The organism is Pseudomonas sp. S3_E10 (assembly GCF_054667615.1).
This window is the reverse complement of sequence record NZ_CP162743.1, coordinates 904,120-923,249: the sequence shown is the minus strand read 5'-3', so window position 1 is coordinate 923,249 and position 19,130 is coordinate 904,120. Positions and strand designations below refer to the sequence as shown.

Genomic DNA, 19,130 nt, shown 5'->3' with positions numbered 1-19,130 from the left:
GTGGCCTGATAAATAAAGGCCACGCAGGAACACGGACGATGAGCCACCCCTCGCAATTTACCTTGCTGCGCACACGGCGCTTTTTGCCGTTCTTCGTTACCCAGTTGCTGGGCGCTTTCAACGACAACATCTTCAAGCAGTCGTTGATCCTGGCCATTCTCTACAAGCTCACCATCGACGGTGACCGCTCTATCTGGGTCAACCTGTGCGCGCTGCTGTTTATCCTGCCGTTTTTCCTGTTCTCGGCGTTGGCCGGGCAGTTTGGCGAGAAATTCAACAAGGATGCGCTGATCCGCGCGATCAAGATCGGCGAGATCGTGATCATGGCCGTGGGCGCCACAGGCTTCCTGACCAACCATCTGGAGCTGATGCTGCTGGCGCTGTTTGCCATGGGCACGCACTCGGCGCTGTTCGGCCCGGTCAAGTATTCGATCATGCCCCAGGCCCTGCACGACGACGAGTTGGTGGGCGGCAACGGCTTGGTGGAAATGGGCACCTTCCTGGCTATTCTGGCCGGCACTATCGGTGCGGGAGTGATGATGTCGTCCGCCCACTATGCGCCTGTGGTGTCCGTGGCGATTGTTGGCGTCGCGGTGCTGGGTTACCTGGCCAGTCGCAGCATTCCCCGTGCGGCGGCGTCGACCCCGCAGCTGCGCCTGGACTGGAACATCTTCACCCAGTCCTGGGCCACCTTGCGCATGGGCCTGGGCCAGACGCCGGCGGTGTCGCGCTCGATCGTCGGCAACTCATGGTTCTGGTTCGTCGGGGCGATCTACCTGACGCAGATCCCCGCGTACGCCAAAGAGTGGTTGTATGGCGACGAAACCGTGGTGACGTTGATCCTCACCGTGTTTTCGGTGGGTATCGCCCTCGGTTCGATGCTCTGCGAGAAACTTTCCGGGCGTAAGGTGGAAATCGGCCTGGTGCCCTTTGGCTCATTCGGCCTGACGGTGTTCGGCCTGTTGCTGTGGTGGCATTCCGGCGGCTTCGTGCAGAACATCCAGGCCAACGACTGGCTGGCGGTGCTCAGTGTCGGTCAGGCGTGGTGGGTGTTGTTCGATATCCTCGGCCTGGGGGTGTTCGGCGGTTTCTATATCGTGCCGCTGTATGCGCTGATCCAGTCGCGTACCGCCGAGCACGAGCGCGCACGGGTGATTGCCGCCAACAACATCCTCAACGCGCTGTTCATGGTGGTGTCGGCGATTGTGTCGATCGTGCTGCTGAGCGTGGCCAAGCTGTCGATCCCCGAACTGTTCCTGGTGGTGTCGCTGCTCAACGTCGCGGTCAACACCTACATCTTCAAGATCGTCCCCGAGTTCACCATGCGTTTCATGATCTGGCTGCTCAGCCATTCCATGTACCGGGTGGAACATCGCAACCTGCAGGCCATTCCTGATGAAGGCGCGGCGTTGCTGGTGTGCAATCACGTGTCGTTTGTCGATGCATTGTTGATTGGCGGCGCAGTGCGTCGGCCGATTCGTTTTGTCATGTACTACAAGATCTACCGCCTGCCGGTACTCAATTTTATCTTCCGCACCGCCGGCGCGATTCCGATTGCCGGGCGCAATGAAGACATCCAGATCTACGAAAAGGCCTTCACACGGATTGCGCAGTACCTGAAGGACGGCGAACTGGTGTGCATCTTCCCGGAAGGCAAGCTGACCGCCGATGGCGAGATGAATGAGTTTCGTGGCGGGGTGACACGCATTCTGGAAGAGACGGCGGTGCCGGTGATCCCGATGGCGTTGCAGGGGCTGTGGGGAAGTTTCTTCAGTCGCGATCCAAACAAGGGGTTTTTCCACCGGATTTGGTCGCGGGTGGTGTTGGTGGCCGGGGAGCCGATTGCCGCGCAGGCTGCAACGCCTGTGCAGTTGCAGGCTGTGGTGGGCGGTTTGCGGGGGAGTGTCCGGTAGCCCTGCATGGGTTGGGTCGGCCTCATCGGGAGCAAGCCCCACATTCACACATCAAAATGTGGGGCTCGCTCTGGGAAGCGGCAGTGGCCTAAGTGCTGATCTTGAGACCAATGAGCCCGCAAATGATCAAGGCCACACTGGCCAACCGAAACAACGCCATGGATTCACCAAACAGGACAATGCCCGCAATCACCGTACCCACGGCGCCTACGCCAGTCCATACGGCATAGGCGGTACCCAGTGGCAGCTCTTTGACTGCCAGCCCCAGCAGGCCGAGGCTGATGGCCATGGCGACAATCGTGAGGGCAGTGGGCAGCGGCTTGCTGAAACCGTCGGTGTACTTAAGGCCCACGGCCCAGCCGACTTCGAACAACCCGGCAAAAAACAGAATGATCCAGGACATGATGACCTCGCTTCTTCAGGCGGGGTCGTCCCCGGATTCAACGCTCGTTGGCGTCGCGAGGTCGTCCCCGCGAAGCCCGTAGAGTGCCGAAAACGGATCGGGCGATCAAGTTTGCGGAGTGTTCTCCACCATGCGCCGGTCTTCCTTTTCGCTCATGCCACGGAAGTAGGTCGACAGCAATGCCCCGGAAATATTGTGCCAGACGCTGAACAGTGCACTCGGCACCGCCGCCAGTGGCGAGAAGTGCGCGCTGGCCAGCGCAGCGCCCAGCCCGGAGTTCTGCATGCCCACCTCCAGCGCCAGCGACTTGCGTTGCGCCAATGGCAACCTGAACACGCGGCCTGTGAAGTAACCCAGCAAGAAACCGAAGCTGTTGTGCAACATCACCACGGCCATGATCAACAGGCCCGACTCGGCGATCTTCGCCTGGCTGGCGGCAACCACCGCCGCAACGATGATCACGATGCTGATCACCGACACCAGCGGCAACACCTCCACGGCATGACGCACCCGCTCGCCGAGCAGGCGTTGTGCAACCACGCCGAGCACGATCGGCAGCAGCACCACTTGCAGGATCGACCAGAACAGTTCCATGAACGACACGGGCAACCAGGCCGAGGCCAGCAGCCAGATCAGCGCCGGCGTGAGCAGTGGGGCGAGGAGGGTGGTGACGGCCGCGATGGCCACCGACAGCGCCAAATCGCCGCGTGCCAGCCACGTCATTACATTGGACGAGGTGCCGCTTGGGCAGCACCCGACGAGGATCACGCCGACGGCTATTTCCGGCGGCAGGTGGAACACTTGGCACAACAACCAGGCCACGCCCGGCATGATCACAAAGTGCGCAACCACGCCGAGCGCCACTCGCCATGGGTGGCGCGCGACTTCGGCGAAGTCATCGAGTTTGAGGGTCAGCCCCATGCCGAACATCACCAGGCCCAGCAGCGGGACGATGGCGCTTTTCAGGCCGATGAACCAACCGGGTTCAAGGAAGGCCAGCACGGCAAAAATCAGCACCCAGTAGGCGAAGGTATTGCCGACGAAGCGGCTCAGGGCGGCGAGTGCGCGCATGGGGATGTCCTTGTTATCAGATTCTTGAAGTTGAACACCTATCAAATGTGGCAGGGAGCAAGCCCCCTCCCACAGTTTGATTCACATGGCTTTAAATGCCCTGTGGGGTCTCTTCGCCGCCCAACGCTTCAACCAACGCCGGCAGGAATTCGCCGAAGGTCAGCATCATCAGGGTAAAGCTGGCATCCAATTGGCCCAGGGCCTCGTCGCCGCCATCCTGTTCCGCCTGGTCTTGCAACAGGTCTTCGAACTTCAGGCGTTTGACGGTCATTTTGTCGTCGAGCATGAAGGACAGCTTGTCCTGCCACGCCAGGGACAGTTGCGTCACGACCTTGCCGGTGGTCAGGTGCAGTTGGATCTCTTCGCCGGTCAGGTCCTGGCGCTTGCAGCGCACGATGCCGCCGTCTTCATGAGTGTCGCGCAGTTCGCACTCGTCGAGGACAAAAAAGTCATCGGCAGGTTTTTGGGTGGTCACCCAGTCGGTCATGATCGCCGTCGGTGCGGTTTTTACGGTGAGTGGGCGTACCGGCAGGGTGCCGATCACTTCACGCAGGGTCGACAGCAAGTCTTCGGCGCGTTTGGGGCTGGCCGAGTTCACCAGGATCAAGCCTTGTTTCGGCGCGATGGCGGCGAAGGTCGACGAGCGACGGATAAACGCGCGCGGCAGGAAGGCCTGGATGATTTCATCCTTGAGCTGGTCGCGTTCCTTCTTATAGACCTTGCGCATCTGCTCGGCCTCGATCTCTTCGACTTTCTCTTTGAGCGCGTCACGTACCACGCTACCCGGCAAAATGCGTTCTTCCTTGCGTGCGGCGATCAGCAAGAAATCTCCGCTGACGTGTACCAGGGGAGCGTCTTCGCCTTTACCAAAAGGCGCGACGAAACCGTAAGTGGTCAACTCCTGGCTTGCACAAGGGCGCGCCAGTTTGGTGGCCATTGCAGTCTCCAACGCCTCGGCATCAACAGGCAGATCTTGGGTCAGGCGATAGATAAGCAGGTTCTTGAACCACATGGGGTGAGTCTCTCCTTTATACAAAGGGGGGCATTATTCTCTTGATAACGCCCCAGGCCAACCCTGCCTAAGCCATTGGAAGGCCTCAAAAAAAAGATTTAAGAAAGTGCTTGCCAGACCCAGGGTCGCTCCGTAGAATGCGCGCCACACCGAGACGAAGGGTGATTAGCTCAGCTGGGAGAGCATCTGCCTTACAAGCAGAGGGTCGGCGGTTCGATCCCGTCATCACCCACCATTCGCTTCATGTGTTACGCGCAGCGGTAGTTCAGTCGGTTAGAATACCGGCCTGTCACGCCGGGGGTCGCGGGTTCGAGTCCCGTCCGCTGCGCCATATTCGGTAACCTGGAACGCTGAACGCCAGGTCACCACAGAAAGCCCGCTCATTGAGCGGGCTTTTTTTTCGTCTGCAGCATTGTGCATTTCATCCTTGATGCAAAAGGCCAACCTGGGGCGGCGTAGACGTTCAACGGTGAACATTGCTGCAAGCAGATCAGTGTGAAACAGCCATCCAGCCCGCACAGCCAGTCATTACGCCGGCGGATGTTCTGTTCAGACGCTTCATTGCCTTGGGTGACTGGAGGGCGCACTTGATTCGCGATGCGGTAACCAGGTAAGCCAATTGGATGGTCAGATCAATCCCAATGCCGAGTGCGGTGATAAAGAGGACTTCGGGCCAGGACAGAGCCGTCAGATCAAATGCATGAGGCAACACCGCGCCGAAAAATACCACCGCCTTTGGATTGCTCAGGGTCAGCACAGCGCCTGCAAGAAGGCCTCGGCCCACTGAGCGCTTGGGAGGTGCTTGAGGTTGTTCGGTGCTCTTGCACCATAGGCTCCATGCGATGAACAGAATAAAGGCAACACCCAGCCATTTCACCGCGATGAACACATGCTCGAACTGCAGTGCCAGCGCCGCAAGACCGAGGGTGGCAACCACCAGCCAGGCCGCATTTCCCAGCACCATACCGCCGATGAAGGGTATCGTAGACCTTGCGCCGCGCGACACCACTTGGCCGAGCAGGGCTCCCTGAGCAGGGCCGGGGATTGCGGCTGCAATGGCGAATGGCACGACAAATAACCAGATTGAAGCAGTAGCGCTCACGTTCGAAGCCTCCCTATTGCCTGGTACATAAAGCGAAATATTCGCACCGGGTGAGCAGCGAAACAACACGGTCGTTTGCTCCCTGTGCCCCGATCAAGACCTCGATCCGAAAACAGACCTGATCATCGAGGCATCGTTGCGCCCCGATGATCCATCACAAACCTGCGAGCAAGGGCATGTTGGCTACCGATCGATGTTGGCCTTACACCTGCTGCCCTGCCTCACACTCAAGACATCTCGCCCACCCCCTGGGCACGCTTGCCGAGTTTCATCAGCCAGTAGTAACTCAGGGCGGGTACCAGCAACCCGACCATCCACGCCAGGTCTACGCCATCCAGGGCGTTGGCCACCGGGCCGACATACAACGTGGTGTTCATGAAGGGGATTTCCAGCGCGATCGCCAGCACGAAACTGCCGCAAGCGATCCAGTTGATGCGCCCGTAGATCCCGTCCTTGTCGAAGATGTCATCGATCCGGTACTGCCCTTTGCGCAGGCAGTAGTAATCCACCAGATTGATTGCCGTCCAAGGGATCAGGAAGTAGCTCATGAAGAAAATGAAATTGAGGAAAAAGTTGATGAAGTCGTCCTGACTGATGGTGCACAAGGCTGTGGCCACCAGGCTGATCAGCAGCATGAACAGGCCGCGTACACGAGGTGTCACCTTGAGCTGGGCAAAGGGTTCGATCACGGTGATGGTCGACATAAAGGCGCCGTACAGGTTGAACACATTGATCGACACCTGGCCATAGACGATGAAGGCGAACAGCAGCAGCGCGCCGCTCCCAAACAGGCCGGCGATATGGCTGCCGACGTTACTGGAAAAGCCCGTGATACCGACGCTGAGAATCGCCCCTAAAATCATCATCCAGGCACCGCCGCTGACCGTGCCGACGTAGCTGTACCAGAACACTTTTGAGGTTGGCGTGCTACTCGGCAAGTAACGCGAGTAGTCAGCCACGTACGGCGCGTAGGACAGTTGCCAGGTCACGGCGATGCTCACCGCCACCAGGAACTTCGACAACGAGAAGTCGGTTGGCAGCCATTGCTCCGCAGGAATTGGCAACTGGAGCGCTGACACGGTCGCGCCGATAAACACCAGCAGCGAAAGGATCGACAGCAGCTTCTGCAAGCGGTGAATCAGGCGATAACCGTAGAGCGCGACGACAAAGCACAATGCCCCGATCAGGTAGATGTTGCCGGTGGCCGGCAACGGGCTGACGGACTCCAATGCCTGGGCGGCGAGCAAGGTGTTGCTGACGAAAAACCCCAGGTAGATCAGCATCACGAACAGCAGCGGCAATACCGCCCCCAGCACGCCGAATTGCGCCCGGCTCTGGATCATTTGCGGGATGCCCAGTTTCGGTCCCTGGGCAGAATGGGAGGCCATGAAAATGGCCCCCAGCAGCGAACCGATGATGATCGCCAGCGCGCTCCAGAACAGATTGAGCCCCATCACGACCGGCAACACGCCGGACGCAATGGTCGTGATGTTCATGTTGGCGCCAAACCAGATGAAGAACAGCGAGCCGGGTTGGCCATGGCGTTCAGCCTCAGGGATGAAATCGATGCTTCTTTTTTCAACTTGCATGGCGATTACTCCTGAGTCCGGGCGAGGTGGGTTTGCAAGCGGGCGATGGTGCGTTCCAGCTCATGGGGCTGGTGGGCGAACAGGTCTGGGCGCTCGGGGATCAGGCTTAGATAATCGCGGTTCTCCAGGGCTCGCAGGCATTCGGCGCCGGTGAGGATTTCCATGGCGTAGATCCAGTTGGCCATCATCAGCAGCGCCGAGTAATGCCCCGCCAGTGTGGTCGTGGTGCAGGCATCGCTGACCAGCCGAATCTGATAACCCAGGGCGAAGGCGTCGAACACCGTGCTGAGCACGCAAACATCGGTCAACACGCCGCAGACGATCAGGGTATCGACCCCGAGCGCCTTGAGCCGGCCATCCAGGTCGGTGCGGTGGAAGGCGCTGTAACGGCTCTTGTCGATAACGAGCTCATCAGGCTGCGGCGCCAAAAGTTCGAGGATTTCCACTTGGCGGGTGCCCGCGCGATAGCTGCTGGGGCCGCCGTCGGCCGCCCGCGGTTCGCCGCGCGGCAGGTTACTGCCGTCGGCCTGGTTGATGTGACGGGTATAGATGACAGGCACCCGCTGGCGGCGGGCGGTCTTGAGCAGGGCGACGGTGTTGGCCGCCACGGTGTCGAAGTGTTCCAGGACGAATCCGTCCTCCTGCCGCATGTCGATGATCAACAGCGCGTTTTTATTATTCATTGAGCAAACCTGATCATGGGCCGAAGCACAAAGCACCGGGCACGCCTCGTTTTGAAGAGACGCGGGTGCGTGAATTCCAGTTCGGGTCAGCTCAATAAACGGGTTGCCAGAAACCGTTCTGCTTGGCAGTCACGCTGGCGCGCAGGCGCTTGAAATGCAGATGTGAAACGGTCGATTCGCCGCGCAGGTAAGCCTGCTCGGCGCCGGAGGGAAGGGCGAGTGATGGGCGGCGATCATTGATCATTGGAATCGACCCTACACGTCAGGCGGCCCCTGGCTTTGCGTCCGAGGGGCCGGGGTGGTGGACTTTCAGCGGAACGCCGGGACCACGTGTTTGATGAACAGCTCCAGGGATTTTTTCTTTTCCGCGTGAGGCAGGCTGTTATCGCACCAGAAGCTGAATTCGTCGACACCCAATTGCTGGTAGTACTTGATGCGCGGGATGATTTCTTCCGGGGTGCCGATCATGGCGGTCTTGTGCAGGCTCTCCAGTTGGAACTCCGGGCGCTCGGCGAACTTCTCTTCCGGGCTCGGTTCCAGGAAGCCGTTGACCGGCGTTACCTTGTTGCCGAACCAGGCATCGAAGGTGCGATAGAAACGCGAGATCGCCTTGGCCCCGACTTTCCAGCCCTCGGGGTTGTCGGCCGCGTGAACGTGGGTGTGACGCAGCACCATCAGTTGCGGGCGTGGCACGTCCGGGTTGTTATCCAGCGCGGCCTGGAATTTGTTCTTCAGATCGAGGACTTCTTCGTCGCCCTTCATCAGCGGCGTGACCATGACGTTGCAGCCGTTGGCCACGGCGAAGTTATGCGAGTCCGGATCGCGAGCGGCGATCCACATAGGCGGATTAGGCTTCTGGATCGGCTTGGGCACGCTGGTGGAGGTCGGGAATTTCCAGATATCGCCATCGTGGGCGTAATCGCCTTGCCACAGGGCGCGCACCACCGGAACCATCTCGCGCAGCGCCTGGCCGCCGGAGGAGGCGGGCATGCCACCGGCCATTCGGTCGAACTCCACCTGATAAGCGCCACGGGCCAGACCGACTTCCATGCGACCGTTACTGATCACGTCCAGCAAGGCGCATTCGCCCGCGACCCGCAACGGGTGCCAGAACGGCGCGATGATGGTGCCGGCGCCGAGGTGAATGGTGGTGGTCTTGGCGGCCAGGTAGGCCAACAGCGGCATAGGGCTCGGCGAGATGGTGTATTCCATGGCGTGGTGTTCGCCGATCCAGACGGTGCTGAAACCACCCGCTTCGGCCATCAGGGTCAGTTCGGTCAAGTCGTCGAACAGCTGACGGTGGCTGACACTTTCGTCCCAACGTTCCATGTGCACGAACAGGGAAAACTTCATGACGCTTACCTCGGATCTTTTGTTGTTGGCCTGTCGATCGGGAGTCGGCTGGCGGCTTATTGAATAATCGAAATTCGCACTATGCGCAAAATACGTCTGGATCAGGCGACGGCAGGCAGGGCGCCCATTTTGCCGTGGCAATACACCAGTGGCCCGGCGTTGTGCTGGGGCACGATCAGGTTCTTCACCGCGCCGACCATGATTGCGTGGTCGCCCCCTTCATATTCGCGCCACAGCTCGCATTCGATCACCGCCGTGGCGTTAGCCAGAATCGGGTTGCCCAGTTCGCTCAATGTCCATTCGATGCCTTGCGCCTTGTCTTTGCCTTTGCGCGCGAAGGCATAGGCTTCGCTCTGCTGGCCGCCGGACAGGACGTGAATGGCAAAGCGTTTGTTCTTGATGAGTACTGGATAGGAATCGGAGCTGTAGTTGGGGCAGAACAGCACCAGGGCCGGGTCCATGGACAGAGAGCTGAAGGCGCTGGCGGTCAGGCCGACGATTTGGCCATCGTCATCCAGCGTGGTGATCACCGTCACCCCGGAAGGAAACGAACCCATCACTTGTTTGTAGATGGCGGCATCGATCATGGGAGGGTCCTCTGGCGGTTTTTATGTGTTTGTAGGTCTTATGGTATACCGTAATACATGCTTTGCAAGGGCTTTTTTTTGGACCCAATAAACGTACGCCTTTGGTCTTTTACCTAATGTTTACTGGGCTTTTAGCCCGATTGAACACGTGCTGTCGCTTTAAGGTTGCGGCTCAGATGGGTTCTAAAACACCGGGTCAGCCTTGTTAAAAGTTTGGAGTACCATAATATGGTTTGCATCTGAGGGGTGGCCCAAGAGCTCCCCCGGTTTGGCTTCGTACAACTATAAGATCAGACAAACTAGAGTTCATACACATGTCCCAGATGTCCCGGCAAGCCCCCCTCATCGAGAATCACACGGTCGATTACGTTCAACTCGCGGAACGCCACGGGAAGGCCCGCGACCTTTTCACTTTATGGTTCAGTACCAACATCGCGCCGTTGCCCATCGTGACCGGTGCCATGGTGGTTCAGGTGTTCCACCTCGACCTGTTCTGGGGGCTGCTGGCGATCGCGCTCGGGCATATGGTCGGCGGTCTGGTGATTGCCCTGGCGTCGGCGCAAGGTCCGCGCATGGGGATTGCGCAGATGGTCCAGAGCCGCGGCCAGTTCGGCCGTTATGGTGCGCTGCTGATCGTGTGCTTTGCGGCGATTATCTACATCGGCTTTTTCATCTCCAATATCGTGCTGGCCGGCAAGTCCATTGTCGGTATCGTGCCTTCGGTTCCGGTGCCGGCGAGCATCCTCATCGGCGCCTTGAGCGCCACCGCGATCGGGGTGATCGGTTACCGCTTCATTCACACCCTCAATCGCATTGGCAGCTGGGTCATGGGCAGTGCCTTGCTCGCCGGTTTCCTATACATCTTCGCTCATGACTTGCCCGCGGACTTCTTTACCCGCGGCGGTTTCAACCTGCATGCGATCGTTGCGTATTTCATCGGGATTATTGTGCAGTTGCCGTTTGCCAATACGTGTTGTATGTCGGGCCGTATGCCAATTGGGTGCAAGGGGCTGATCTGTCGTGGCTGGTGGGGTTGGTGGTGACTTGCCCGTTGTATTACTGCCTGGCTACCCGCAGCCAAGTGCACGCGCGCAAAGCTTCCAGATTCGGTTATGCCGATTAATCAAACTCGTGTTCTGTATGTGTGAAATGCCCGGCCTGTGCCGGGCATTTTCGTTTGGATGGCAAACAGAGGGGGAGTTGAAGGCGCACAGTTGATTGGTACCGAGTTCGAGTGCTGTGTTCGTGGCGATCCGGGACCTTTGTTCTTAAAAGCAAAGAGTCAGGCAGAGGGGAGAGTGAGATAAAAAAAGGCCGCTGCAACCCGACGTTGCAGCGGCCCAAGGGTGACCGATAACGCGCGGCCCACTGGCATGGGCCGCTTGAGGATCAATGAGCGCCAGCAGCCTTGTTCAGATCGCTCTCGGCCCATTCGGTATAAACGCATGCATCGGCGGTGGCCCAACGTACCAACACCGGATCGCCGGCCTTGAGCGGCATGCCCGCAGCGGAGAGTGCCTTGACCGTCATCGACGTGCCACCGCCAGTGACCACGCTGCAAGTCTGGCTTTCACCCAGAAACAGCACCTCCACGACCTTGGCCGACACTTCATTCCAGCCCGCCGCCAACGGTTCCTGCGTGGCCTGCTCGGCACTCAAGGCCAACGCTTTCTCCGGTCGTACCATCAGCAAAACATCTTGATCGGTCTGCAGCCCTGCGCTCAGGCGAATCGACAGAGACTGACCTTCAAACGAAGCGACCGCATTGCCCTGGGCTTTGAGTTTGAGAAAGTTCGAGTTGCCGAGGAACGAGGCAACGAAGGCATTTGGCGGATTTTGGTAAAGGTCATAGCCACTGCCCAAGCCAACGATTTTGCCGTGACTGAAGATCGCGATGCGCTGGGACAAACGCATGGCTTCTTCCTGGTCGTGGGTCACGTAGACGATGGTGATGCCCAGGCGCCGATGCAGCTGGCGCAGTTCATCTTGCAGGTCTTCGCGCAGTTTCTTGTCCAGGGCACCGAGCGGTTCGTCCATCAGCAGGATGCGTGGTTCGTAAACCAGCGCACGGGCAATGGCGACCCGTTGCTGCTGGCCACCGGACAGTTGCGAAGGGCGGCGATGGGCGAACTGCTCGAGCTGCACCAGTTTAAGCATTGCATCCACCCGGCGCTCGCGTTCGGCGGCGGCCAGTTTGCGGATGGCCAACGGGAACGCGATGTTGTCGCGTACCGACAGGTGCGGGAATAGCGAGTAGCGCTGGAACACCATACCGATGTCGCGCTTGTGCGGCGGCACGTTCACCAGCGACTGGCTGTTGACCAGGATTTCGCCGCTGCTCGGGGTTTCGAAGCCGGCGAGCATCGACAGCGTGGTGCTTTTGCCCGAGCCGCTGGAGCCGAGGAAAGTCAGGAATTCACCGTCCTTGATGTCCAGCGAGATGTCGTCCACGGCGGCAAAGTCGCCGTAGTACTTGTTCAGGTTGCGCAGGCTGACCAGCGGTGTGTCGTGGTGCTGGGCGGAATTTTTGATCACTGCACTCATGTCGTACTCCTGGCGCTCAGGCGCTGATTTCGTTGCGCCGGCGCAGAGCGGCGGCGATCACCATGACCAATACCGAGAGGCCGATCAGCAGCGTCGAGGCGACGGCGATCACGGGCGTCAGGTCCTGGCGCAGGGTGGTCCACATTTTCACGGGAAGGGTTTGCAGGGTCGGGCTGGCCATCATCACGCTCAGCACCACTTCGTCCCACGAGACGAGAAAGGCGAAGAGGGCGCCGGCCACCATGCCCGGACGGATCGCCGCAAAGGTCACCTTGAACACCGCTTGCAGGCGCGAGGCGCCGCAGATCACCGCCGCATCCTCGATCGACTGATCGAACAGCTTCAGCGAATTGATAATCGAGATGATGGTGAACGGCAGCGCGACGATGACGTGGCTGACCACGAACGCGAACAGGGTGCCGGTGTAACCCAGTTTCAGGAACAGCGCGTACACCGCCACCGCAATGATCACAAGCGGCACGATCATCGGCAGGGTGAACAGGCCGTAGAGCATTTCGCGGCCGGGGAAGCGGCCACGCACCAGGGCGAACGCTGTCGGCAGGCCCAGGGCCACGGCGAAAAAGGTGGTCAACACCGCGACCTTGAGGCTGGCCATTGCCGCGTTCATCCAGTCGGCATTGGAGAAGAACTGGCCGTACCATTTCAACGTCCAGCCCGGCGGCGGGAACACCAGCCATTGCGACGATCCGAACGACAGCAGCACGATGAACACAATCGGCAGCAGCAGGAACAGACCAATCAGCCCGGTAGTCGCATACAGGCCGAAGCGCATGCGCCGGCTCATGGCATTGGGGGTCAGGAGCATGACGACTTACCTCGCATTGCTGGCGCCAACCGGGGATTCCGGCTGGAGCTTCAGGTAGAAGTAGAACAGCACCAGCGTGATCGCGATCAGCAACGCGGCGCCGGCACTGGCCAGGCCCCAGTTGAGGAACGACTGCACCTGCTGAATGATGAACTCGGGCAGCATCATGTTCTGCGCACCGCCGAGCAACGCCGGGGTGACGTAGTAACCGAGCGACATCACGAACACCATCAACCCGCCGGACGCCAGGCCCGGCCGGCACAGCGGCAGGAACACCCGGAAGAAGTTGGTCCACGGGCTGGCGCCGCAGATGGAGCCGGCCTGCAGGATCATCGGGTCGATGGCCTGCATGGTCGCCTGCAACGGCAGCACGATGAACGGGATCATGATGTAGCTCATGCCGATCACCACGCCGGTGAGGTTATGCACCATCTCCAGCGGCTGATCGATGATGCCTAGCGCCATCAAGGTCTTGTTGATCACCCCCGAGGCTTGCAGCAGCACCAGCCACGAATAGGTGCGGGCGAGCAGGCTGGTCCACATCGACAACAGCACGATGTTGAGGATCCAGCGTCCCCAGCCGCGTGGCACCAGCGTGATCGCCCAGGCCAGCGGAAAGCCCAGCAACAGACTGAAGATCGTCACCAACCCAGCCACCGAAAAGGTGTTGAGCAGCACCCTTGCGTACGCCGAGTTGGCGAACAATTGTTCATAGTTGCCAAAGCCCGGGGTCGGTTCCAGCACGCCGCGCAACAACAGGCCAATCAACGGCGCGAGAAAGAACAGGCCGAGGAACAGCAGCGCCGGCAACAGATTGCCGGCGCCACGCCAGCGTTGTTTGAAGGACGGGGCTTGCGCTATTGCGCTGGCCTTGCCGTGGGCCGAACCGGCAGCGCTGGTCGCGCTCCCGGTGGCAGTGGAGGGACGGGACGCAGTGGCCGTCATTTTCATTTGACCAGCCATTCGTTCCACCGTGTCGCGATGGCCGGACCGTTCTTGGCCCAGTACGCGAAATCAAGCGTGATCTGATCCTTTGCGTAAGCGGTCGGCAGGTTAGGCGCCAGCACCGAGTCCAGGCGCTGCACGCTGTCGACGTTGACCGGAGCGTAGGCGGTCAGGTTGGAGAAGTCCGCCTGGCCCTTGGCGCTGCTGGCGTTGGCCAGGAACTTCATCGCCGCGTCCTTGTTTTTCGAACCCTTGGGAATGACCAGGATGTCGGCCATGACCAGGTTCTGCTTCCAGCTTACGCCGACCGGGGCGCCGTCTTCTTGCAGGGCATGAATCCGGCCGTTCCAGAACTGGCCCATGCTTGCTTCACCGGAGGCCAGCAGTTGCTGCGACTGCGCGCCGCCGCCCCACCAGACGATGTCTTTCTTGATGGTGTCGAGTTTCTTAAAGGCGCGGTCCAGGTCCAGCGGATACAGCTTGTCGGCAGGCACGCCGTCGGCCAGCAGTGCGAGTTCGAGCACGCCGGGGCTTGGCCATTTATAGAGGGCGCGTTTGCCGGGGTAGGTCTTGGTGTCGAACAGCGCGGACCAATCCTGAGGCTTGCCGGCGCCGAGCTTACCTTCGTTGTAGCCGAGGACGAAGGAGAAGAAAAACGAGCCGACGCCGTGATCGCTGACGAAGCGCGGGTCGATCTTGTCGCGCTGAATGACTTTGAAATCGAGGGGCTCGAGCAAGCCTTCGGCGGCAGCGCGCAGGGCGAAGTCGGCTTCGACATCGACCACGTCCCATTGCACGTTGCCACTTTCAACCATGGCCTTGAGTTTGCCGTAGTCGGTCGGGCCGTCCTGCACCACGGTGATGCCGCTGGCCTTGCTGAACGGGTCGGCCCAGGCCTGTTTCTGCGCATCCTGGGTGCTGCCGCCCCAACTCACGAAGTTGACGCTTTCAGCCGCCAGCAATGCCTGGCTGGTCACACTCAGCAGTCCCGCCAAAAGAACTGCGGTCGCACGTTTGTTCAACACCATTTTCACGCCCTCATTGTTGTGTTTATGAGCGGGGCTTCGAGTGCCCGCCTATCGGGAGCAGTAGGTCCATCTGGTCAATGACGAGCAGCTGGCCTATGGAATATCATATTATGGTATTCCAAACTTTGTGCAAGCACTTTGCCGTGCCGGCTATCAGCGCAAAAGCGGTTTTTTTGCCGTCAGGCCCTTTATGAGTGACTTGCGTAGAACGGGGCCAACCCCGGACTCATTCGGTGAAAGGGATGCTCTCGACCACTTCCAGGTCGTAGCCGGTCAAACCTGCGTATTTCAACGGTGGGCCGAGATGACGCAATTTGCCCACGCCAAGCTCCTGAAGAATTTGCGCCCCAGTCCCTACTTCAGAATAGATGCGCGATTGTGAGCGGCTGAATTGTTTTGGCGGTTGGGTGAGTTGAGGGACGCGTTCGAGCAGCGCCTGGGATGATTCGTGATTGGCTAAGACGACCACCACGCCACGACCCTCTTCGGCCACCCGTTGCAGTGCGGCCCACAGCGTCCAGTTGGACGGGCCGCTGTACTGCGCACCGACCAGATCGCGCAGCGGATCGATCACATGCACCCGCACCAGGGTGGGTTCTGTTCGACGAATGTCACCCATGACCATCGCCATGTGCACGCCACCTTCGATGCGGTCCTCGAAGGTGATCAGGCGGAAGGTGCCATGCACCGTCGGCAGCTCGCGTTCGCCGATGCGCACCACGGTGTGTTCGGTGCTGAGGCGATAGTGGATCAGGTCGGCGATGGTGCCGATCTTGATGGCATGTTTGCGGGCGAACACTTCCAGATCCGGGCGGCGGGCCATGGTGCCGTCGTCGTTCATCACTTCAACGATCACCGAGGCGGGCGTGAAACCGGCCAGGCGAGCGAGGTCGCAACCCGCTTCGGTGTGGCCGGCGCGGGTCAGCACGCCGCCTTCCTTGGCGCGTAGCGGGAAGACATGGCCGGGCTGCACAATGTCCGTTGGGCCTGCATTGGCCGCTACGGCGGCGGCCACGGTACGCGCCCGATCGGCGGCGGAAATACCGGTGGTCACGCCCACGGCGGCCTCGATGGAAACCGTGAACGCGGTGCTGAACACGCTGCCATTGCTCGGCACCATTTGCTCCAGGCCAAGGCGCTGGCAGTGCGCATCGGTCAGGGTCAGGCAAATCAATCCCCGCGCTTCACGAGCCATGAAGCTGATGGCCTCGGCGGTGCAGCGGTCGGCGGCGAGCAGCAGATCGCCTTCGTTTTCCCGGTCCTCGTCATCGACCAGTAGCACCATCTTGCCTTGCCGGTAATCTTCGATGATTTCTTCGATGCTGTTGAAGGCCATGCTGGAACTCTCAGTGATTGGTGGGTATATTTGTTGGTATACCATAATACAAAATAAACCAAGAGGTCACTATGAAGGCGTACTGGATTGCTCACGTGGATGTCACCGACCCCGATCACTACAGCCAATACACCCAGCGCGCTCCGGCGGCGTTCGCTTTATATGGCGGGCGGATGTTGGCTCGCGGTGGGCGCAGTGAAGCGATGGAAGGCCGGTCGACACCGCAACGCAGCGTGGTCATCGAGTTCGATTCCTACGAGCAGGCGCTGGCCTGTTACCACAGCGAGCCCTATCAGGAGGCGAAACGTCACCGTGAGGGCGTGGCCCGGGCTGAGGTGATCATTGTCGAGGGCGTGACGCCCCAGTAGATGTCAGCGAATGAAGTGGATCTTGCCGGTATCGTCGTTGCCGATGTAGATGCCGTAGACCCCGGCCTGGCGCTCCTCGATATAGCGTTCGAGGATCTGCCGGATTGCCGGGTAATAGATGCTGTCCCAAGGAATGTCCTCGGGCGCGAAGAATTGGTAGTCGAGGGTTTCCGGCCCGTACTGGCCGGTGATTTCCAGCGCGATGGCGCGGAAGATGATGTACACCTCGCTGATCTTCGGCACGCTGAAGATCGAGTAGGGCGAGAGAATTTCCGCGCGCACGCCGCTCTCTTCCCAGACTTCACGCAGTGCTGCCTGCTCGGTGGTCTCGCCACCTTCCATGAAGCCCGCCGGCAGCGTCCAGGTGCCCGGACGCGGCGGGATCGCGCGTTGGCACAACAGGTACTTGCCGTCCTGCTCGATGATGCAGCCGGCGATGATTTTCGGATTGACGTAATGGATGTAGTCGCAGCCGCGGCACATCAGACGCTCGTGCGTATCGCCCGGTGGTAGCTGGTAACCGAGGTCACCGCCGCCGCACTTTGGACAAAAGCTCGGGCTGAACATGCTTAGCGACCTATGCGAGGTTCTTTGAGCGCGATGGGCAGGGTGATCTCGGGGATTTTTCCGGTCTCTTCCTGTTTGCGCTTGAGGTAATCGAGCGCGACAGTCGCGGCGGCGCGCACGTGGTCGACACAAGCCTGGTGGGCGGCCAGGGGATCGCCGCTCTTGATCGCTTCGACCATGCGTTCCATTTCCTGATTGCTCGCGCCACGGCGGTTTTGCTGGGACACCGATGTCGCCCGCAAGTAACTGATCCGTGCCTGCAACTGACGCAGTTGAGTGGCCGCGACATGATTGCCGGAGCCTTCGAGCAGGACGTCGTAGAAACCTTGAACCGAATCGATCACCTGTTGCAGTTCACCTTCCTTGAGGGCCTTGCGGTTTTCCTCGAGGGCTTTTTCCAGGGCCTTGATGTCCTTGGCCTTGGCACGCAGGGTGAACAGCTGGACGATCAGGCCTTCGAGCACGCAACGCAGCTCATAGATATCCACGGCATCGGCCAGGGTAATGATCGCCACCCGTGGGCCCTTGGCGTCGGCAAATTCCACCAGACCTTCGGATTCCAGATGACGCAAGGCTTCTCGTACGGACGTGCGGCTGACGCCCAGGCGATCGCACAGATCGCGTTCAACCAGACGATCTCCCGGCAAGAGCTGGAAGTTCATGATGGCGCTTCGCAGTTTATCCAGCACGATTTCGCGCAGGGTAACGGGGTTGCGATTGACCTTGAAGCTGTCGTCGAGTGGCAGGCGTTTCATGGGGTCCGCTCTGAGTGTGGCTGTCCATGCAAAAAGAGCACGTCGATCCAGGATCATCGTGCTCAGGTCATCACAACAGCCAAGGGTTAACTGGAGGCCTCGGCATCGGCTTCGGCGAACGCTTCACGGGCGAGCCGGAAACTGTCTACGGCAGCGGGAACGCCGCAATAAATACCGACCTGAAGCAGAATTTCGCGTATTTGTTCACGACTCAGCCCGTTACGCAAGGCGCCGCGTACATGCAGCTTGAGTTCGTGAGGCCGATTGAGGGCCGAAATCATTGCCAAGTTTATCATGCTGCGCTCTTTAAGCGACAAACCCTCACGCCCCCAGACGTGGCCCCAGCAGTACTCGGTGACCATCTCCTGAAGCGGCCGGGTGAAGTCGTCGGCTTGCTCGATGGAGCGGTTCACGTAAGCCTCACCCAGCACCTGAGTGCGAATTTTCAGGCCTTTTTCATATTTTTCGTTGTTCATTGCTGTGTGCTCCCAAAGTCATCGAGCCCGCCCATCCAGGTGTATTTGAGCGGGTAGACGCAGCCCCCATGTCATCGTCAGGCCAGCGTGGGTAGCGGGCCCAGCTTGCCTTTGTGATAGATCATCGGCGTGACCGGTTGCTGGGGCAGAATCAGGTTCTTCACCGCGCCGACGATGATCGCGTGATCGCCGCCGTCGTATTCACGCCACAGTTCGCACTCGATGATCGCCGTGGCGTTGTGCAGCAGCGGGTTGCCCAGATCGCTCAAGTGCCACTCGATGCCTTTGGCCTTGTCCTTGCCTTTGCCCGCAAACGCATAGGCTTCGGCAGTCTGGTCGGCCGATAGCAGATGAATCGCGAACTGCTTGCTGTCACGCAGAATCGGGTACGTGTCCGAGGCATAGTTGGGGCAGAACAGCACCAGTGCCGGATCGATCGACAGCGCACTGAAGGCGCTGGCGGTGATGCCGACGATCTCACCGTCCTGGTTCAGGGTGGTCACCACCGTGACCCCGGATGGGAACGAGCTCATGACGTCTTTGTAAATGCCGGGTTCGATCATTTTTCAGGG

The 19,130-nt window shown here is 59.8% G+C and carries 20 protein-coding genes, 2 tRNA genes and 1 pseudogene; 5 read left to right on the top strand and 18 right to left on the bottom strand.

Annotated elements, in window-relative coordinates:
* Nucleotides 1-38: 38 nt before the first annotated feature.
* Nucleotides 39-1,913 (top strand): MFS transporter, encoded by a 1,875-nt coding sequence (locus AB4N98_RS03900; protein ID WP_017529790.1) that lies wholly within the window; start codon nucleotides 39-41, stop codon nucleotides 1,911-1,913.
* Between the two features lie 88 nt (nucleotides 1,914-2,001).
* On the opposite strand, the gene sugE is transcribed toward AB4N98_RS03900, so the two are convergent.
* From sugE to rdgC, 3 genes are all read right to left on the bottom strand, one after another.
* On the bottom strand, nucleotides 2,002-2,316 hold the full coding sequence (gene sugE / locus AB4N98_RS03895) for a quaternary ammonium compound efflux SMR transporter SugE (protein WP_017529791.1): 315 nt from the start codon (nucleotides 2,314-2,316) through the stop codon (nucleotides 2,002-2,004).
* Nucleotides 2,317-2,421: 105 nt separating this feature from the next.
* Nucleotides 2,422-3,387 carry a bile acid:sodium symporter family protein gene (locus tag AB4N98_RS03890; protein WP_135196743.1) on the bottom strand — a complete coding sequence of 322 codons (966 nt, stop codon included), beginning with the start codon at nucleotides 3,385-3,387 and terminating at the stop codon, nucleotides 2,422-2,424.
* A 91-nt stretch (nucleotides 3,388-3,478) separates the two neighbouring features.
* On the bottom strand, nucleotides 3,479-4,399 hold the full coding sequence (rdgC, locus tag AB4N98_RS03885) for a recombination-associated protein RdgC (protein WP_017529793.1): 921 nt from the start codon (nucleotides 4,397-4,399) through the stop codon (nucleotides 3,479-3,481).
* A 159-nt stretch (nucleotides 4,400-4,558) separates the two neighbouring features.
* Between rdgC and AB4N98_RS03880 the strand changes: the two genes are divergently transcribed.
* Together AB4N98_RS03880 and AB4N98_RS03875 are read left to right on the top strand one after the other, a co-directional pair.
* Nucleotides 4,559-4,634, top strand: a tRNA-Val gene (locus AB4N98_RS03880).
* Between the two features lie 19 nt (nucleotides 4,635-4,653).
* Nucleotides 4,654-4,730: transfer RNA gene (locus tag AB4N98_RS03875), tRNA-Asp, on the top strand.
* Nucleotides 4,731-4,889: 159 nt separating this feature from the next.
* Here the strand turns inward: AB4N98_RS03875 and AB4N98_RS03870 are convergent.
* From AB4N98_RS03870 to AB4N98_RS03845, 6 genes are all read right to left on the bottom strand, one after another.
* The gene (locus AB4N98_RS03870) at nucleotides 4,890-5,501 is read right to left on the bottom strand and encodes a LysE family translocator (RefSeq protein ID WP_116079454.1); all 612 of its coding nucleotides are present in this window, start codon (nucleotides 5,499-5,501) and stop codon (nucleotides 4,890-4,892) included.
* 227 nt (nucleotides 5,502-5,728) lie between these two features.
* Nucleotides 5,729-7,090: a purine-cytosine permease family protein gene (locus tag AB4N98_RS03865; RefSeq protein WP_137220338.1), complete on the bottom strand. Its 1,362-nt coding sequence runs from the start codon at nucleotides 7,088-7,090 to the stop codon at nucleotides 5,729-5,731.
* Between the two features lie 5 nt (nucleotides 7,091-7,095).
* Nucleotides 7,096-7,773, bottom strand: a complete 678-nt coding sequence (locus AB4N98_RS03860) for a cysteine hydrolase family protein (RefSeq protein ID WP_460149262.1) — start codon at nucleotides 7,771-7,773, stop codon at nucleotides 7,096-7,098.
* 91 nt (nucleotides 7,774-7,864) lie between these two features.
* Nucleotides 7,865-8,017 carry a hypothetical protein gene (locus tag AB4N98_RS03855; protein ID WP_017530573.1) on the bottom strand — a complete coding sequence of 51 codons (153 nt, stop codon included), beginning with the start codon at nucleotides 8,015-8,017 and terminating at the stop codon, nucleotides 7,865-7,867.
* Nucleotides 8,018-8,082: 65 nt separating this feature from the next.
* Nucleotides 8,083-9,126 carry an LLM class flavin-dependent oxidoreductase gene (locus AB4N98_RS03850; protein WP_017530572.1) on the bottom strand — a complete coding sequence of 348 codons (1,044 nt, stop codon included), beginning with the start codon at nucleotides 9,124-9,126 and terminating at the stop codon, nucleotides 8,083-8,085.
* Nucleotides 9,127-9,227: 101 nt separating this feature from the next.
* On the bottom strand, nucleotides 9,228-9,713 hold the full coding sequence (locus AB4N98_RS03845; RefSeq protein ID WP_017530571.1) for a flavin reductase family protein: 486 nt from the start codon (nucleotides 9,711-9,713) through the stop codon (nucleotides 9,228-9,230).
* A 314-nt stretch (nucleotides 9,714-10,027) separates the two neighbouring features.
* On the opposite strand from AB4N98_RS03845, the pseudogene AB4N98_RS03840 reads away from it, so the two are divergent.
* A pseudogene (locus AB4N98_RS03840) lies at nucleotides 10,028-10,836 on the top strand (purine-cytosine permease family protein).
* 266 nt (nucleotides 10,837-11,102) lie between these two features.
* Here the strand turns inward: AB4N98_RS03840 and AB4N98_RS03835 are convergent.
* From AB4N98_RS03835 to ribBA, 5 genes are all read right to left on the bottom strand, one after another.
* A complete protein-coding gene (locus AB4N98_RS03835) occupies nucleotides 11,103-12,257 on the bottom strand; it encodes an ABC transporter ATP-binding protein (protein WP_017530569.1) in 1,155 nt (384 codons plus the stop codon).
* A gap of 16 nt (nucleotides 12,258-12,273) precedes the next feature.
* Entirely contained in the window at nucleotides 12,274-13,083 is an 810-nt protein-coding gene (locus tag AB4N98_RS03830; RefSeq protein WP_026067478.1) for an ABC transporter permease, read from the bottom strand.
* Nucleotides 13,084-13,089: 6 nt separating this feature from the next.
* Nucleotides 13,090-14,034: an ABC transporter permease gene (locus tag AB4N98_RS03825; protein ID WP_017530567.1), complete on the bottom strand. Its 945-nt coding sequence runs from the start codon at nucleotides 14,032-14,034 to the stop codon at nucleotides 13,090-13,092.
* Nucleotides 14,031-15,056, bottom strand: a complete 1,026-nt coding sequence (locus AB4N98_RS03820; protein WP_017530566.1) for an ABC transporter substrate-binding protein — start codon at nucleotides 15,054-15,056, stop codon at nucleotides 14,031-14,033. Before AB4N98_RS03820 ends, AB4N98_RS03825 begins: the two co-directional genes overlap by 4 nt.
* Before the next feature lie 226 nt (nucleotides 15,057-15,282).
* Complete coding sequence (gene ribBA / locus AB4N98_RS03815; RefSeq protein ID WP_460149261.1) at nucleotides 15,283-16,392, bottom strand: bifunctional 3,4-dihydroxy-2-butanone-4-phosphate synthase/GTP cyclohydrolase II; 1,110 nt, start codon at nucleotides 16,390-16,392, stop codon at nucleotides 15,283-15,285.
* A gap of 71 nt (nucleotides 16,393-16,463) precedes the next feature.
* On the opposite strand from ribBA, the gene AB4N98_RS03810 reads away from it, so the two are divergent.
* On the top strand, nucleotides 16,464-16,760 hold the full coding sequence (locus tag AB4N98_RS03810; RefSeq protein ID WP_017530564.1) for a DUF1330 domain-containing protein: 297 nt from the start codon (nucleotides 16,464-16,466) through the stop codon (nucleotides 16,758-16,760).
* Nucleotides 16,761-16,763: 3 nt separating this feature from the next.
* Here the strand turns inward: AB4N98_RS03810 and AB4N98_RS03805 are convergent, their stop codons facing one another.
* From AB4N98_RS03805 to AB4N98_RS03790, 4 genes are all read right to left on the bottom strand, one after another.
* Complete coding sequence (locus AB4N98_RS03805; RefSeq protein WP_017530563.1) at nucleotides 16,764-17,327, bottom strand: NUDIX hydrolase; 564 nt, start codon at nucleotides 17,325-17,327, stop codon at nucleotides 16,764-16,766.
* Nucleotides 17,328-17,329: 2 nt separating this feature from the next.
* Entirely contained in the window at nucleotides 17,330-18,082 is a 753-nt protein-coding gene (locus AB4N98_RS03800; protein ID WP_017530562.1) for a GntR family transcriptional regulator, read from the bottom strand.
* A gap of 86 nt (nucleotides 18,083-18,168) precedes the next feature.
* Complete coding sequence (locus tag AB4N98_RS03795) at nucleotides 18,169-18,558, bottom strand: carboxymuconolactone decarboxylase family protein (protein ID WP_017530561.1); 390 nt, start codon at nucleotides 18,556-18,558, stop codon at nucleotides 18,169-18,171.
* Nucleotides 18,559-18,635: 77 nt separating this feature from the next.
* Nucleotides 18,636-19,121, bottom strand: a complete 486-nt coding sequence (locus tag AB4N98_RS03790) for a flavin reductase family protein (protein ID WP_017530560.1) — start codon at nucleotides 19,119-19,121, stop codon at nucleotides 18,636-18,638.
* Between the last annotated feature and the right edge of the window lie 9 nt (nucleotides 19,122-19,130).

Excerpts from the sequence above, each read along its gene's own strand:
- AB4N98_RS03900 (WP_017529790.1), top strand. The coding sequence starts at position 39 with ATGAGCCACCCCTCGCAATTTACCTTGCTGCGCACACGGCGCTTTTTG.
- sugE (WP_017529791.1), bottom strand. The coding sequence starts at position 2,316 with ATGTCCTGGATCATTCTGTTTTTTGCCGGGTTGTTCGAAGTCGGCTGG.
- AB4N98_RS03890 (WP_135196743.1), bottom strand. The coding sequence starts at position 3,387 with ATGCGCGCACTCGCCGCCCTGAGCCGCTTCGTCGGCAATACCTTCGCC.
- rdgC (WP_017529793.1), bottom strand. The coding sequence starts at position 4,399 with ATGTGGTTCAAGAACCTGCTTATCTATCGCCTGACCCAAGATCTGCCT.
- AB4N98_RS03865 (WP_137220338.1), bottom strand. The coding sequence starts at position 7,090 with ATGCAAGTTGAAAAAAGAAGCATCGATTTCATCCCTGAGGCTGAACGC.
- AB4N98_RS03860 (WP_460149262.1), bottom strand. The coding sequence starts at position 7,773 with ATGAATAATAAAAACGCGCTGTTGATCATCGACATGCGGCAGGAGGAC.
- AB4N98_RS03855 (WP_017530573.1), bottom strand. The coding sequence starts at position 8,017 with ATGATCAATGATCGCCGCCCATCACTCGCCCTTCCCTCCGGCGCCGAG.
- AB4N98_RS03850 (WP_017530572.1), bottom strand. The coding sequence starts at position 9,126 with ATGAAGTTTTCCCTGTTCGTGCACATGGAACGTTGGGACGAAAGTGTC.
- AB4N98_RS03845 (WP_017530571.1), bottom strand. The coding sequence starts at position 9,713 with ATGATCGATGCCGCCATCTACAAACAAGTGATGGGTTCGTTTCCTTCC.
- AB4N98_RS03835 (WP_017530569.1), bottom strand. The coding sequence starts at position 12,257 with ATGAGTGCAGTGATCAAAAATTCCGCCCAGCACCACGACACACCGCTG.
- AB4N98_RS03830 (WP_026067478.1), bottom strand. The coding sequence starts at position 13,083 with ATGCTCCTGACCCCCAATGCCATGAGCCGGCGCATGCGCTTCGGCCTG.
- AB4N98_RS03825 (WP_017530567.1), bottom strand. The coding sequence starts at position 14,034 with ATGAAAATGACGGCCACTGCGTCCCGTCCCTCCACTGCCACCGGGAGC.
- AB4N98_RS03820 (WP_017530566.1), bottom strand. The coding sequence starts at position 15,056 with ATGGTGTTGAACAAACGTGCGACCGCAGTTCTTTTGGCGGGACTGCTG.
- ribBA (WP_460149261.1), bottom strand. The coding sequence starts at position 16,392 with ATGGCCTTCAACAGCATCGAAGAAATCATCGAAGATTACCGGCAAGGC.
- AB4N98_RS03810 (WP_017530564.1), top strand. The coding sequence starts at position 16,464 with ATGAAGGCGTACTGGATTGCTCACGTGGATGTCACCGACCCCGATCAC.
- AB4N98_RS03805 (WP_017530563.1), bottom strand. The coding sequence starts at position 17,327 with ATGTTCAGCCCGAGCTTTTGTCCAAAGTGCGGCGGCGGTGACCTCGGT.
- AB4N98_RS03800 (WP_017530562.1), bottom strand. The coding sequence starts at position 18,082 with ATGAAACGCCTGCCACTCGACGACAGCTTCAAGGTCAATCGCAACCCC.
- AB4N98_RS03795 (WP_017530561.1), bottom strand. The coding sequence starts at position 18,558 with ATGAACAACGAAAAATATGAAAAAGGCCTGAAAATTCGCACTCAGGTG.
- AB4N98_RS03790 (WP_017530560.1), bottom strand. The coding sequence starts at position 19,121 with ATGATCGAACCCGGCATTTACAAAGACGTCATGAGCTCGTTCCCATCC.